General features: G+C 74.2%; 12 protein-coding genes. 3 read left to right on the plus strand and 9 right to left on the minus strand.

The window, feature by feature from the left end; translation table 11 throughout:
- Positions 1–41: 41 nt before the first annotated feature.
- Positions 42–1,343, minus strand: coding sequence for an RNA polymerase sigma factor (locus tag KMS84_RS07055; RefSeq protein ID WP_256915198.1), 1,302 nt, complete (start codon positions 1,341–1,343; stop codon positions 42–44).
- A 101-nt stretch (positions 1,344–1,444) separates the two neighbouring features.
- Between KMS84_RS07055 and KMS84_RS07060 the strand changes: the two genes are divergently transcribed.
- Complete coding sequence (locus tag KMS84_RS07060) at positions 1,445–2,110, plus strand: hypothetical protein (protein ID WP_256915199.1); 666 nt, start codon at positions 1,445–1,447, stop codon at positions 2,108–2,110.
- A complete protein-coding gene (locus KMS84_RS07065) occupies positions 2,068–3,123 on the plus strand; it encodes a nucleotidyl transferase AbiEii/AbiGii toxin family protein (RefSeq protein WP_256915200.1) in 1,056 nt (351 codons plus the stop codon). Before KMS84_RS07060 ends, KMS84_RS07065 begins: the two co-directional genes overlap by 43 nt.
- On the opposite strand, the gene dnaG is transcribed toward KMS84_RS07065, so the two are convergent.
- From dnaG to KMS84_RS07085, 4 genes are all read right to left on the minus strand, one after another.
- Positions 3,094–4,998, minus strand: a complete 1,905-nt coding sequence (dnaG, locus tag KMS84_RS07070; protein ID WP_256915201.1) for a DNA primase — start codon at positions 4,996–4,998, stop codon at positions 3,094–3,096. The two genes, KMS84_RS07065 and dnaG, sit on opposite strands and share 30 nt — an antisense overlap.
- A gap of 188 nt (positions 4,999–5,186) precedes the next feature.
- Positions 5,187–6,452 carry an NAD(P)/FAD-dependent oxidoreductase gene (locus KMS84_RS07075; protein WP_256915202.1) on the minus strand — a complete coding sequence of 422 codons (1,266 nt, stop codon included), beginning with the start codon at positions 6,450–6,452 and terminating at the stop codon, positions 5,187–5,189.
- A 198-nt stretch (positions 6,453–6,650) separates the two neighbouring features.
- Complete coding sequence (locus KMS84_RS07080) at positions 6,651–7,910, minus strand: deoxyguanosinetriphosphate triphosphohydrolase (protein ID WP_256915203.1); 1,260 nt, start codon at positions 7,908–7,910, stop codon at positions 6,651–6,653.
- A 263-nt stretch (positions 7,911–8,173) separates the two neighbouring features.
- Entirely contained in the window at positions 8,174–8,953 is a 780-nt protein-coding gene (locus KMS84_RS07085) for a sirohydrochlorin chelatase (RefSeq protein WP_256915204.1), read from the minus strand.
- A 231-nt stretch (positions 8,954–9,184) separates the two neighbouring features.
- Here KMS84_RS07085 and KMS84_RS07090 point away from each other — a divergent pair, with 231 nt between their 5' ends.
- Positions 9,185–9,862 carry a SanA/YdcF family protein gene (locus KMS84_RS07090; protein ID WP_256915205.1) on the plus strand — a complete coding sequence of 226 codons (678 nt, stop codon included), beginning with the start codon at positions 9,185–9,187 and terminating at the stop codon, positions 9,860–9,862.
- 55 nt (positions 9,863–9,917) lie between these two features.
- Here the strand turns inward: KMS84_RS07090 and KMS84_RS07095 are convergent, their stop codons facing one another.
- Genes KMS84_RS07095 through KMS84_RS07110 form a run of 4 tightly spaced genes read right to left on the minus strand, consistent with a single transcriptional unit; the run spans position 9,918 to position 13,667 of the window.
- Positions 9,918–10,691 carry an enoyl-CoA hydratase-related protein gene (locus KMS84_RS07095; protein ID WP_256915206.1) on the minus strand — a complete coding sequence of 258 codons (774 nt, stop codon included), beginning with the start codon at positions 10,689–10,691 and terminating at the stop codon, positions 9,918–9,920.
- Complete coding sequence (locus KMS84_RS07100) at positions 10,688–10,834, minus strand: hypothetical protein (RefSeq protein WP_256915207.1); 147 nt, start codon at positions 10,832–10,834, stop codon at positions 10,688–10,690. The genes KMS84_RS07095 and KMS84_RS07100 overlap by 4 nt, the downstream gene beginning before the upstream one ends.
- Positions 10,831–12,078 carry an FNR domain-containing protein gene (locus KMS84_RS07105; RefSeq protein WP_256915208.1) on the minus strand — a complete coding sequence of 416 codons (1,248 nt, stop codon included), beginning with the start codon at positions 12,076–12,078 and terminating at the stop codon, positions 10,831–10,833. Before KMS84_RS07105 ends, KMS84_RS07100 begins: the two co-directional genes overlap by 4 nt.
- Positions 12,075–13,667 (minus strand): amino acid adenylation domain-containing protein, encoded by a 1,593-nt coding sequence (locus KMS84_RS07110; RefSeq protein WP_256915209.1) that lies wholly within the window; start codon positions 13,665–13,667, stop codon positions 12,075–12,077. The genes KMS84_RS07105 and KMS84_RS07110 overlap by 4 nt, the downstream gene beginning before the upstream one ends.
- Positions 13,668–14,142 lie beyond the last annotated feature (475 nt).

Raw genomic sequence — 14,142 nt, forward strand, 5'->3', positions numbered from 1 at the left:
CGCGTCGCGGGACGGCGAGCGGCTCCAGGGGGGCGGCCGGGTCAGTCCAGGTAGCCGCGGAGCTGGTCCGCGAAGGCGTGGTCCCTCAGCTTGTTCAGCGTCTTCGACTCGATCTGCCGGATCCGCTCGCGCGTCACGCCGAAGATGCGGCCGATCTCCTCCAGGGTGCGCGGCCGGCCGTCCGCCAGTCCGTAGCGGAGCTGGACGACCTTGCGCTCGCGTTCGCCGAGCGTGGAGAGCACGGCGTCGAGGTGCTCGCGCAGCAGCAGGAAGGCCGCCGACTCGACGGGACTGGCCGCGTCGCCGTCCTCGATGAGGTCGCCGAGGGCGACGTCGTCCTCCTCCCCCACCGGGGCGTGCAGGGAGACCGGTTCCTGGGCCAGGCGCAGCACCTCGCCGACGCGTTCGGGCGGGAGGTCGAGCTGGCCGGCGACCTCTTCGGCGGTGGGCTCGTAACCGCGTTCCTGGAGCATGCGGCGCTGGACGCGGACCACCCGGTTGATCAGCTCGACGACGTGGACCGGGACGCGGATGGTGCGGGCCTGGTCGGCCAGCGCGCGGGACATGGCCTGCCGGATCCACCAGGTGGCGTAGGTGGAGAACTTGTAGCCGCGGGCGTAGTCGAACTTCTCGACGGCGCGGATGAGGCCGAGGTTGCCCTCCTGGACGAGGTCGAGCATGGTGAGCCCCCGGCCGACGTAGCGCTTGGCGACGGAGACGACGAGGCGCAGGTTGGCCTCGATGAGCCGGCGTTTGGCCATCCGGCCCATGACGACCAACCGGTCCAGGTCCAGGGCCAGTTCGCTGTCCAGGTCGGACGCGCCGCTCAGCCTCTCCTCGGCGAACAGGCCCGCCTCCACCCGCCGGGCGAGCTCGACCTCCTCGGCCGCGGTGAGCAGCGGGATCCGTCCGATCTCGCGCAGGTACTGGCGGAACAGGTCCGAGGAGGGACCGGCGCCTTCGGCGGCCCGGGCGCGCGCCGGGGTCTCGACGGGCTCCGGTTCCCGGCCCTCGTCGAGGGCCTCGGCGGGCGGATCCGCGGGCTCGGCCCCGGCGTCGGGCCCGGACTCCGCGCCCGCCTCCGTCTCGGCCTCCGTCTCGGCCTCCGTCTCTGCCTCGGGCGGCTCCGCCTCGGTCTCGGGGTGGCGCGCGGCGCGTTTCTGCGGCGGGACGGCGGCCAGGACGTCGCTGTCGGCGTCCGGTTCCGCGGACTCGGCCGGGCTGTCGGCGGTGCGGTCGGTCTGGGTCAGGGTCTGGGTCTGCACGGGGGCGACCTCCAGGATGATCGCTGCTGAGGTGAGCGGCGGCGCTACTCCGGGGGGCCGCTCCGAGGACTCAGGCACCGGGACCAGTGTGGGGTACGACACAACCTCGCCACGAGGGGCGTGCGGTGACTTTTTGCGTTCGTCCGGTGACCGTCGCGTCGTCACGACCGGAAACCCGGATGCCCGCCCCCCTCGTGGTCTGCGACGATGCGCCGGTGCCCGCTTCCCTGTACGAAACGCACGTGACGGTGCGCTGCTCGGGCCCCGACGAGTCGCGGCGGCTGCGCCGCTGGGCGGCGGCCGCCGGTCTCCGGCTGACGCACATCGTGCTGGCCCGGGGCCGGATGCGGGAACAGCCCATGCTCACCCTGTCGGGCGACCGCTCGTGGGCCGAGGCCTCGGCGCGGGCCCGGCGCGTGGTGACCCGGCTCGTCGCGGACGGCTTCGTCCCCGTGCGCGTGAAGACCGAATCGGCGCCGTGGGCCCCGGAGGTGCCGCTGCTGCCCTGCGGGGACGAGCGGTACTTCGAGCACCACGTGAAGCTGCGGCTCGCCGCGGACGTCGACCTGCTCGCGCTCGCCGCGCGGGTCGTGCCGCACGGCGCCCATCTGTCGTGGAACGCGCGGCGCGTGGAGGGCGACGGCCTTCACGAGCGGTTCGTGACGCAGCGGTGCCGTGGCGTCGACGCCGAGGGCGCGCGGGTCGCTCTGCGACGGCTGCTGACCGAACTGAGGGGATGCGAAGTGCTCTGCGTGGAACAGGAGTTCGTCCTCCACGACAGCGACCTGTCGGTGGACGACGGATGGATCGAGGAGACGGCGCCGGTGTCGGGGGTGCGGAGGTGAACCGGACCTGGCGGGAGTTCTCCTGGCGGTCCGACGAGATCCCCCGGACGCCGCTGGACGAGGCCACCCGCGTGCGGCAGGACCTGCCGAGGACCTTGCAGTGGGTGGCGGGGGACGACGTGCGGCAGCGCCCGGTCTTCGACCCGGCCGTGAAGCAGTACTCCAACGCCTACCGCGCGACCGACCCGAGCTTCGCCGACCCCGCCCGCGGCGCGGCCTGGCGCGCGGCCCGGCGCCGGGCGCTGGATCTCGTGCTGGCCGCGATCGCCGCGTCGCCGTGGGTGGAGTCCCTGGTGCTGCGCGGCAGCGTGCTGATGTCGGGCTGGTTCGGCGAGGCCGCCCGCGAGCCGGGGGACCTGGACTTCGTCGTCGTGCCCCACACCTGGAGGATCGACGACGACCGGACCGGCCGGATGCTGGCGGGGATCGCGCGGGCGGCCGCGACGCCGGCCGGCGCGCCGGGCGAGGGCGTCGCGATCTCTGCGGACGGCGCGGTGGTCGAGGACATCTGGACCTACGAGCGGGTGCCGGGCCTGCGCATGATCCTGCCGTGGAGCGCGCCGGGGCTGCCCGGCGGCCACGTCCAGCTCGACTTCGTCTTCAACGAACGGCTGCCCGTCGAGCCGGAGCCCGCGGAGCCGGCGCCCGGTGCGGTGCTGTGGGCGGCGACGCCGGAGCTGTCGCTGGCCTGGAAGCTGATGTGGATCGTCAACGACGCCCATGCGCAGGGCAAGGACCTGTACGACGCCGTGCTGCTGGCCGAGCGGCACCCGCTGCGCCGGGACGTGCTGCACGAGGTGTTCCGGCTCTCCGGCGAGTGGCCTCGGCACAACCGGGAGGAGATCCGGCTGGAGGACGTGGCGCAGGCGGTCGGGTACGTCGAGTGGCGCCACTTCGTCACCGAGTACCCGCGGTTCGCGCACGACGAGCGGGAGTTCGCGCAGCGGCTGGTGCGGGCGGTGGCGCCGACCTTCGCCGGGCCCTCACAGGGCGGCGGCGCCGTGCTCCCGTAGCGTCTGGTCGTACTGCTGCAACACCCACAGTTCGTTCTGCACGGCTGCCAGCTGTGCGGGGTCGTCGCCGGCGCCCAGCCGGGTCAGCTGGGACTGGACGTCGCGGATGCGGCGCTCGACGGCGCGCCGGCGGACCGTGACCAGCTGGGCGCCGGCGTACATCTCGTCGACCGTCTTGCGCATGATCGCCTCGACCGCGAGCTCGGTGACCATCGCCCTGACCGTGTCGTCGGGTGCGGCGTCCCGGACCCGCACGAGGTACTCCGGCCCGTCCTGGACGCCCCACTCGGCGCCGCCCGCGTCCATGATGGCCTGGCGCACGGCGGCGTAGGGGGCCGCGGTGAACTCGTCGACGCCGTAGGCGTCGAACGCCGGGGAGACCAGTTCGGGGCGTTGCAGGGCGAGTTTGAGCAGCTCGCGCTCGGTGGCGTAGACGGCGTTGCGGAGGTTGAGGGCGGGGCCGCCCGCGGCGGCCCGGGGCGCCGCGTCGAAGGGCTGCTGGGGGCCGCGGCCGGCCGGGGCGGGGCCCTTGCCGCCGCGGTCGCGGGCCCAACGGGCCAGCTGGGCCACGCGCTTGACGACGAACTGGGTGTCCAGGATGCCGAGCATCCCGGCGAGCTGGACGGCGACCTCGTGCTGGGCTCCGCTGTTCTTGATGCGGGCGACGATCGGCGCGGCCTCGTCGAGCGCGGCGGCGCGGCCCGCCGGGGTGTCGAGGTCGTAGCGCACGACGATCTGGCGGAGCGCGAACTCGAAGAGGGGGGTGCGGGGTTCGACGAGGTCGGCGACCGCCTCGTCGCCCTTGGCGAGGCGCAGGTCGCAGGGGTCCATGTTGTCCGGCGCGATGGCGATGTACGTCTCGGCGGCGAACTTCTGGTCGTCCTCGAAGGCGCGCAGGGCCGCCTTCTGGCCGGCCGCGTCACCGTCGAAGGTGAAGATGACGCGGGCGCTGCCGTTGTCCATCAGCAGCCGGCGCAGGATCTTGATGTGGTCGCCGCCGAAGGCCGTGCCGCAGGTCGCGATGGCGGTGGTGACGCCCGCGAGGTGGCAGGCCATGACGTCGGTGTAGCCCTCGACGACGACCGCACGGGACGACTTGGCGATGTCCTTCTTCGCGAGGTCGATGCCGTAGAGGACCTGGGACTTGCGGTAGATCGCGGTGTCGGGGGTGTTGAGGTACTTCGGCCCGTTGTCGGTCTCGTACAGCTTGCGCGCGCCGAAGCCGACGACCTCGCCGCCGATGTCGCGGATGGGCCACATCAGGCGGCCCCGGAAGCGGTCGATCGGCCCGCGGCGGCCCTCCTGGGCGAGCCCGGACAGGAGGATCTCCTTGTCGCTGAACCCCTTGCCGCGCAGGAAGCGGGTGAGGTGGTCCCAGCCCTGGGGGCTGTAGCCGACGCCGAAGTGGACCGCGGCCGCCTGGTCGAAACCGCGCTCGGCGAGGAAGATCCGGCCCGTGTCGGCCTCGGGGCTCGTCGCGAGCTGTTCGGCGTACCAGTCGGCGGCGACCTTGTGGGCCTCGACCAGGCGGATGCGTTCGCCGCGCTGGTGGGAGGGGTTGTAGCCGCCCTCCTCGTAGCGCAGGGTGATGCCGGCCTGGGCGGCGAGGCGCTCGACGGCCTCGGAGAAGGTGAGGTGGTCGACCTTCATCACGAACGTGATGGTGTCGCCGCCCTCCTGGCAGCCGAAGCAGTGGAAGAGGCCCTTGCTCGGGCTGACCTGGAACGACGGCGACTTCTCGTCGTGGAAGGGGCACAGGCCCTTGAGGTTGCCGCCGCCCGCGTTGCGCAGCTGGAGGTACTCGGACACCACGGCGTCGATCGGGACCGCGTCCCGAACAGCCTTCACGTCCTCGTCGTTGATCCGTCCTGCCACGTGCTGATTCTACGGGGGCGCGCCGACATCCCCGGCGAGCGACGACCGGGCGCGGGCCGTGACCCGTGCGGTCGCGCCGCCCGGGCGCGACCGGCAGGGCGCGCGCCGGCGCCCGTGGCCGCGCGCGGGCACGGGCGCGGCCACGGGCGGGGGAAACCCCCGGGCCCCGGGGTTCCGGGGTTCCGGGGTCAGGCGCCCAGGGTGTCCAGCGGCACGTGGGGGTCGGCCAGCGCCTCGGTGTCGACGGCGGTCCGCGAGGCGATCAGTTTCTGGATCGGCTCTGTGACGTCCCACACGTTCACGTTCATCCCGGCCAGGACGCGTCCCTCCTTGACCCAGAACGCGACGAACTCCCGCTTTCCCGCGTCGCCGCGGATCACGACCTCGTCGTAGGAGCCCGGCGGGGCCCAGCCGCTGTACTCCATGCCCAGGTCGTACTGGTCGGAGAAGAAGTAGGGCACGCGGTCGTAGGAGACGGCCTTGCCGAGCATCGCGCGGGCGGCCGCCGGGCCGCCGTTGAGGGCGTTGGCCCAGTGCTCCACGCGCAGCCGGGTGTCGAAGAGGCCGTGCGGGAAGGAGGCGACGTCGCCGGCCGCGTAGACGTCCGGGTCGGAGGTGCGCAGCGAGGCGTCGACGGCCACGCCGCCGCCGTGGGCGCGGTCGGCGAGCTCCAGGCCCGCGGCCTCCGCGAGCGCGGTCCGCGGGGCCGCGCCGATCGCCGCGAGGACGTCGTGGGCGGGGTGCTCCTCGCCGTCGTCGGTGCGGGCGGCCAGGACCATGCCGTCCTGGCCGACGATCTCGGTGAGCCGGGCGCCGAAGTGGAAACGGACGCCGTGCTCGCGGTGCAGGTCGGCGAAGAGCGCCCCGAGCTCCGGGCCGAGCACGCCGTGCAGCGGAGTGGGCTCCGGTTCGACGACGGTGACCTCGGCGCCGTACTCCCGGGCCGCGGCCGCCACCTCCAGGCCGATCCAGCCGCCGCCGGCGATCACCAGGTGCCCGTTGTCGCGGCCGAGGGCGGCCAGGACGCCCTTGAGGCGCTCGGCGTGCGCGAGCCGGCGCAGATGGTGCACGCCCGCGAGATCGGTGCCGGGGACGTCCAGCCGGCGGGGTTCGGCGCCGGTGGCGAGGAGCAGCTTGTCGTAGTGGGCGAGCGTGCCGTCGTCCCCGAAGCGGACCGTCTTCGCGACGCGGTCGATCGCGTCGACGGTCTGCCCGAGGTGCAGCTCGACGTCGTTCTGCGCGTACCAGGCGGGCTCGTGCACGAAGACGCTCTCGCGCGTGTCCTTGCCGAGCAGGTACCCCTTGGACAGCGGCGGCCGCTCGTAGGGGTGGTCGCGCTCGTCGCAGATCAGTATCACGCGGCCGGTGAAGCCCTCCGCCCGCAGCGTCTCGGCCGCCTTGGCGCCCGTCAGGCCTCCTCCGACGATGACGAATGTCTGATCCGCGTCGACCACGTGATGCCTCCTACCCGGGGGTCTGGGGGGTGTCCCCCAGATGACTGCGTGCTTACCGCCACATGCGAGCGTCCCGCACGGAGCGTGGTGGGGGAAGGGGGACGTGCCCGATCAAGACGTGCGGGCGCTCGTTCGGGCCCGTTCGGGCGCATCGCGCGCCCTCGGTCGCGGTCTCGGTCGGGCCCCGTCGGGCCCCGGTCACGGTCTGGTGCGTCCGGTGAGCCGGGCGTGCAGCGAGCGCGCCGAGGAGTCGGTCAGGGACGCGATCTGGTCCACGACGACGCGTTTGCGGGCGCGCTCGTCGGGCGCCCGGTCGAACAGGGCGCGGAACTGGGGGTCCAGGCCGTCGGGGGCGCGCGCGGTGAGGGCTTCGGCGAGTTCGCTGATCACGACGCGCTGGTCGGCGCGCAGGAGCTCCTGTTCGGCGCGCTGCATGACGTACCGGTCGGCGACCGCCTTGAGGACCGCGCACTCCAGACGCGTCTCGTACGGGACGACGAGCTCGGCGTCGTAGCGCGTGAGGGGGCCCGTGCCGTGCCGCGCGCGGGTGGCGCCCTCGGCGGCGAGGCAGAAGCGGCCGATGAGCTGGCTGGTGGCGTCCTTGAGGCGGGCTTGGGCGACCGCCGTGCCGTCGTAGCCGTGCGGCCACCACGGCTGGTCCTGGAGGCGGTCGAGGGCGGCCGCGAGGTCGGCCGGATCCGTGCCGGCGGGGACGTAGCGGCCGACGGCGACCCGGAAGACCTCCTGGCGTTCGGGCTCGGCGTGCAGGCAGTTGGGGTCGATGTGTCCCGCGTGCAGGCCGTCCTCCACATCGTGCACCGAGTACGCCACGTCGTCCGCCCAGTCCATGACCTGCGCCTCGAAGCAGGTGCGGGTGCCGGGCGCCTCCTTGCGGACCCAGTCGAAGACGGGCCTGTCGTCCTCGTAGACGCCGAACTTGGGCGAGGCGGGATCGACGGGGTGGGCGCCCCGGGCCCACGGGTACTTGGTGGCGGCGTCGAGGGCGGCCCGGGTGAGGTTGAGGCCCACCGACCCCTCGGGCGTGAAGCGCTTCGGCTCGATCCGGGTGAGGAGCCTGAGCGACTGGGCGTTGCCCTCGAAGCCGCCGCAGTCCCGCGCGAAGTCGTTGAGCGCCTGTTCGCCGTTGTGGCCGAACGGAGGGTGACCGAGGTCGTGGGAGAGACAGGCGGCCTCGACCAGGTCGGGGTCGCAGCCCAGGGCCGCGCCGAGTTCCCGGCCGACCTGGGCGCACTCCAGGGAGTGGGTGAGGCGGGTGCGGGGGGTGGCGTCCCAGGCGTCCGTGCGGGTGCCGGGCGTCACCACCTGGGTCTTGCCGGCGAGTCTTCTCAGCGCCGAGGAGTGCAGGATGCGGGCGCGGTCGCGCTGGAAGGCGGTGCGGCCGGGTCGTTTGTCGGGCTCCGCCGCCCAGCGGTCCGTTGACGGCAAGTCGTAGGGCATGTCTCGACAGTAAGCGGCCGCGGTGACAATCGGGCCTCCGCCCGGCCCCCCGGGTGCGCCCCCACGGCGCACCGGTCTCTTCACGGCGCGGTGGCCGGCCGGCGGTGCGGTGGCCGGCCGGCGGCGCGTCGGTCGTACGCGGCCGTTCGCACGCGCGCGTGACGGGAGGGGCCGCGACGCCGGGCCGGCACGCCGACGGGTCCGGCGTCCGGCGGATCCGGCACGTCCGGCGGGCTCGGCAGTCCGGCGCGTCCGGCGGGTCGTCAGGCGGCGGTGCTCTCGGCCCCCGCCGCGAGCGCCCGGTCGTAGCGGTGGAGGAGCAGGTCCGCCATCGCGGGGTGGGTGCCCAGCGGGGCCGACGCGATCCAGGGAGCCGCCTGCGCGCACTCCGTCGCGAAGCGGCCGGGGGCGGTGAAGCAGGAGGCGACCGCCACCCTGTCGCGGCCCTTCGCCGCGAGCGCGCGGAGCGCCGTCGTGACCGTCGGGGCCGCCGTCGACGCGTAGGCGGGGACGACCGGGACGCCGAGCCGTTCGGCCAGGAGCCGGGCCGTGCGACGGGTGTCGACGGCCGAGTCCGGGTCGCGGGAACCCGCGGCGGCGAGGACGACCGCGCTCGCGGCGCGCTCCGCCGCGCTCATGTCGGTGCGCCAGCCCGCCTCGACGAGCCGGGCGAGGAGGGCGTCGGCCAGCAGGGGGTGCGGGCCCAGCGGCGCGGCCACGCGCGTGCGTACCCGGACCGCCGCCGCTGCGTCGGGGATGTCCCGCTTGACGTGGTGGCCGCGGGCCAGGAGCAGCGGCACCAGGACGGCGTCCGCGGTGCCGGCGGCGTCGAGGTCGGCGAGGGTGTCCGTCAGCAGGGGCTCGTTGAGCTCGATGTGGCCCAGGCGCACCGGCAGGCCGGGGCGGCGGGCGCGGACGTCGTCCAGCAGGGCGCGGACGGTGCTCAGCGCGCGCGGGTCGCGGCTGCCGTGGGCGACGACGACCAGCGTGGGCCGGCAGGCGCGCCGGCGGGCGTCGAGCTGGACGAGGCTTGGCTGGCTCATGCCTCCATCCTGACGGCGCGAGGTTGCACTCCCGTTGCCTGACCGTCACGCGGGTTTTCCGGGCGTTCACGGCGGGGCCGGCGCCGGTGTGAGATGCGGCGCGCGGTGCGGCGCGAACCGGATCACCGTCGCACGCGTCTTCCCGGACCGAGGAGCGGGACCGAAGAGAGCCTTTCGCCCGCGCACTCGGCTCACCGGACCTGCTCGACCTGCTGAACCTGGGGGACCCGTATGAACATCCGTCGGCCGCGGTTGCCGCGCACGCGCGCGGGTCGGCGCCGCTGGGTGCAGGCCGTGATGGCCGGGTGCGTGCTGGCGCTGCTGCCGGCCACCTGGCTGTACGTGTCCACGGCCGGGCGGCTGGGCACCACCGCCGACGCGCCGCGCACCGAGGTCGCCGTCGTGTTCGGCGCGGGGCTGTGGGACGGCGAACCGTCGCCCTACCTCGCGCACCGGCTGGACGCGGCGGCGAAGCTGTACCGCGCGGGGCGGATCAAGGTCGTGCTCGTCACCGGGGACAACAGCCGCGAGGACTACGACGAGCCCGACGCGATGCGCGTCTACCTCACCCGGCACGGGGTGCCCGACGCGCGGATCGTCAGCGACTACGCGGGCTTCGACACCTGGGACTCGTGCGTGCGCGCCAAGAAGATCTTCGGCGTGGACCGGGCCGTGCTGATCAGTCAGGGCTTCCACATCCGGCGCGCCGTCGCCCTGTGCGAGGCGGCCGGGGTGCGGTCCTACGGCGTCGGGGTCGAGGCGAAGCACGACGTGACCTGGTACTACGGGGGCGCCCGCGAGGTCTTCGCGGCCGGCAAGGCGGCCCTGGACGCGGTGTTCGAGCCGGACCCCCGCTTCCTCGGCCCGAAGGAGCAGGGCGTGGCCCGGGCCCTCGGCTCCGCCGGGTGACCGCGCCGTCCGTCCCCGCCCCCGCCGACCGCGGCCCCCGCCCGCCGCGCGACCGTCACCTTCCCCGGAACACCGGCGGGCGCTTCTCCAGGAACGCGGCCATTCCCTCCTTCTGGTCCTCCGTCGCGAACAGGGCGTGGAAGACACGGCGTTCGTAGCGGATACCGTCGCGCAGGCCGCTCTCCAGGGCGTGGTCCACGCACGCGCGGGCGGCCCGCACGGCGGTGCGGCCGTACGAGGCGACGGTCGCCGCCGCGGCCAGCGACTCGGGCAGGACCCGTTCGTCGGGGACCACCCGTGAGACCAGGCCGCAGGCCTCCGCCTCCCTTGCGTCCATCGTGCGGCCGGTGAGGACGAGGTCCATCGCCTTGGCCCGGCCGACCAGCCGGGTCAGCCGCTGGGTGCCGCCGATCCCGGGGATGACCCCGAGCCCGATCTCCGGCTGGCCGAACACCGCGGACTCCCCCGCGATCACCAGGTCGCACATCATCGCCAGCTCGCAGCCGCCGCCCAGGGCGACCCCGTTCACGGCCGCGATCTTCGGGGTGCGCAGATCGGCGAACTCCTCCCACCCGTGGAAGTAGTCCTCCCGCGTCATCTCCTCGGCCGTCTTCGCGGCCATCTCCCGGATGTCGGCCCCGGCGGCGAACGCCCGCTCCGACCCGGTGACGACGACGCAGCCGACAGCCGGGTCCGCGTCCAACGGGCGGAGCACCGAAAGGAGTTCGGCGAGCAGGGCGGAGCTCAGCGCGTTGAGCACGTGCGGGCGGTGCAGGCGCACGGTCACGACCGCGCCGGCGCGTTCCACCTTCAGGCTGTCCGTCGTCACCGCAGGCCCCTCACGGTCGTCGTCACGGTCGTCGTCGCAGTCCTCTTCACCGTCATCGTCCCGGCCTCCCTCTCCCTCTCCGTCGCCGTCGTCGCCGTCGCCCTGCCCGCGCTCCTGCCCGTGTCCGTCTCCGGCGTCCTCATGAGTCCCATATCGCGCCGTAGGCCGGGATGCCGCGTCGCTCCAGTCCGTGCACCACCTGCCAGGTCAGCTTCTTGTTGGAGATGCAGATCACGGCCTCCGCGCCGAAGTCGCGGTACGCCGCGTGGGCGAGCGCGAGCATGTCGGGCTTGCCGTCGCGCGAGGTGTCCCAGACGACGGCCTGCGGCTGGACGGCGAGGATCTCCTCCACGAGGGCGTCACCGTAGGTCGCACGGGGGTCCCGGGTCGCCCAGACCAGGCGGGAGGGCACCTCGGCGGCCAGCAGGTGGGGCAGGCAGGGGCCGATGCCGCTGCCGGTCGCCACGTAGACCACCTTCGTGAACAGGACCTCGATGTTGGCGACTCCGGCGGTGGCGATGCCCTTCGTCCACACCTTCGCCGGGAGATCGTCGATGAAGGAGCCGGTCCAGTCGCCCGCCCGGGAGATCGTCAGCCGGAAGCCGGACTCGCCGGGAGCGGGGACGTTCGCGAAGGAGTGCCATTCCGTCAGCGGGCTGCGGCTGATGGCGGTCGAGGAACCGGCGAACGGGGTCACGCCGTGGTCGAAGCGGGCCAACGCCACGTGTGAGGAGGGGCGTTCGGTGCGGACGTCCACGCGGCGCAGCCGCAGCCAGGGCAGCGCCACGCTGAACGTCACGAGGGCGAGGACCGCCAGGGACAGGGGGCCCGGCGCGGCCATCAGGGTGTGCGTCCAGAAGAGGGCGAGGGCGCTCCAGCCGCCGAAGCGGTGGATCCTCTCGAAGGCGTCGTGGCGGCGGGAGCGGAAGGGGGGCAGCGCCGTCGCGACGATCACCGCGAGCAGGGCGGTCAGGGCACAGCCCACCGCCAGCAGGGGCCCGTCGGTCGTCCTCAGCGTCAGCGCCGTGAACCACGCGGCGCCGGCCAGCGCGGCGCCCACGTGCAGTCCACCGAAGTGGTAGACCTTGCCGAGCGTGCGGCGCAGTCGCAGCGGCCAGTGCGTCGGGGCGGAAGTCGCCATCCTGAAAAGGAGGTTGACGACGTACTGCTGGCGGATCAGCACGGCCAGCGCGAGGTTGGCGAGGGCCGCGTGCCCCAGGGACCGGTCGGACAGCGGACGGCCGGCGTACGCGTACGCGAGGTTGACAACGACGACCAGGGCCGCGAGGCGGTGGTGGTGCATCAGCCGGGGGTGGGCGAGCAGGCCGCGCAACCCGCCGGCGGGGGCGGGCAGTCCGGTCGCGGTCCGGTTCAGCGAGGTCGTCATCGGGCGCCCACCGCCGGCCGCTCCGTGGCCAGTCGCAGCAGCGCCTGCTTGTCGATCTTGCCGCGATCGGTCTCCGGCAAGAATGGCAGGGGCATGACATTCTCGGGTACGCAGTAGTAGGGCAGCGCCTCGGCGACCGCGCGACGGGCCGCGGCCGGGTCGACGTCGGCCGGGCAGACGAACGAGACCAGCGTGCGGGCGTCCCGCCGCAGGGTCACCGCGCGGGCGCAGCCGGGGACGCGCTCCAGGACCGAGGAGACGGAGTCCAGCTCGACCCGGAAGCCGCGCACCTTGACCTGGTCGTCGGTGCGGCCGAGGTGCTCCAGTTCGCCGTCGGCGGTCCAGCGGCCGAGGTCGCGGGTGCGGAACATCCGGTGGCCGCCGCCGAGGAAGGGGTCGGGGGCGTACCGCTCGGCGTTCAGCGCCCGGTCGGACAGATAGCCCGCGGAGACGCAGGCGCCCCCCGCCCACATCTCGCCGACCTCGCCCACCGGCAGCGGGCGGCGGTCGGCGTCGAGGACGTACACGGTGTTGTTGGGGGTGGGACGGCCGATCGTCAGCAGCGGGGCGGCCGGGTCATGACGGCTCATCGTGTTGACGATGGTCGTCTCCGTGGGGCCGCAGCAGTTGTAGAAGTCGGCGCGCAGCGCCCAGCGGTCGGCCAGGGGGCGGGGGCAGGGCTCCCCCGCGACGGCCACCGCGCGCACCCGGGGGCAGGCCGCCGGGTCGATGCCGGACAGGACGGTCGGGGTCGCGATCAGCACGGTGGCCGTGCGCGCGGCGGCGGCGATGTCCCTGCCGCGGACGACCAGGGTGGCGCCGTGCGCGAGGCAGCCCAGGATCTCCCAGGCCGCCATGTCGAAGGCGATGTTGAGGAGTTGGGCCACTCGGTCGCCGGGGCGGATGCCGAGGTCTCCGGGAGCGGTCAGGAGGAGGTTGGCGACGTTGCGGTGGGTGACCTTCACGCCGTTGGGGCGGCCGGTGGTGCCCGAGGTGAACAGGACGTAGCAGCCGTCGTCGGGGGCGACCGGGCGGCGAGGGTCCGGGGCGGGGCGGCCGGCGCGCTCGCCGAGGGGGCCGCCGGCCGGGTCGCCGAAGGTTTCGCCGCGAGGGTCGCCGGGACGGTCGTCGAAAGGACCGTCCAGGGTGAGCACGAGCGGGCCGGGCGGGACGTTCGACGCGTGTTCGCGCAGGGTGAGGACGACGGCGGCGCCGGCGGTGCGGACCACGTGGTCGAGCTGGCCGCGGGGCGTGATGCCGATGTCCTGGGGGACGTAGGCCGCGCCCGCCTTCAGGATCCCGAGCAGGCCCACCGCCATGGCCGTGGAGCGGCGGACGAAGAGGCCGACGTGGTCGCCGGCGCCGACGCCCGCGCGGGCGAGCCGGGCGGCGACGGCGTCGGCGCGGCGGTTCAGCTGGGCGTAGCTGAGGGTCGCGCCCTCGTGCTCCACGGCGATCGCGTCCGGGACGGCGCGTGCGTGGCGTTCGACGGCGTGGTGGATCAGCGGATCCGGGACCGGGACGGCCGGGCCGTGGCCGTACTGCCGGAAGAGACGCCGGTCGCGGGGGGTGAGGTGGCGCAGAGGCATGACGGAGAGACCTCCAGGCTGCTTCGAGTGTCGGTGACATGCCCAAGGGCGGCGGCATGCCCGTGTGGTCGAAAGCCGTGCGGGGCCGTGCGATGCCGTGCGGTCGGTGCGGGGGCCGGGCGGCGTGGAGCGGTACCGAGTGGGCTCGCCCCGGTGCGGAGCGGGATGGTGCGGAGCGGGGCGGTGCGGGCGCCGATCGGCGCGGCGCCATGCGGTGCGGCGCGATGCGATGGGGCGCGATGCGATGGGGCGCGGGGCGATGCGATGGGGCGCGGGGCGGTGCGACACCGGGCGGGCTCGTGCGAGGCGAAATGCGGTCCTGAGCGTCGACTGTACTGCTGGCCCTTCACCTTTCAACCAGGTGTGACCGGCCAACTACCGACAGGGAATGAGTCACGTGTGGCGTCTTGCGCCGCAACGGCAACTTCCGCCCTCTCGACGACGACTCTCCCGGGGTGGTCTGCGCCCGTGACGG

The organism is Streptomyces hilarionis (assembly GCF_024539675.1).
Taxonomy (GTDB): domain Bacteria; phylum Actinomycetota; class Actinomycetes; order Streptomycetales; family Streptomycetaceae; genus Streptomyces; species Streptomyces hilarionis.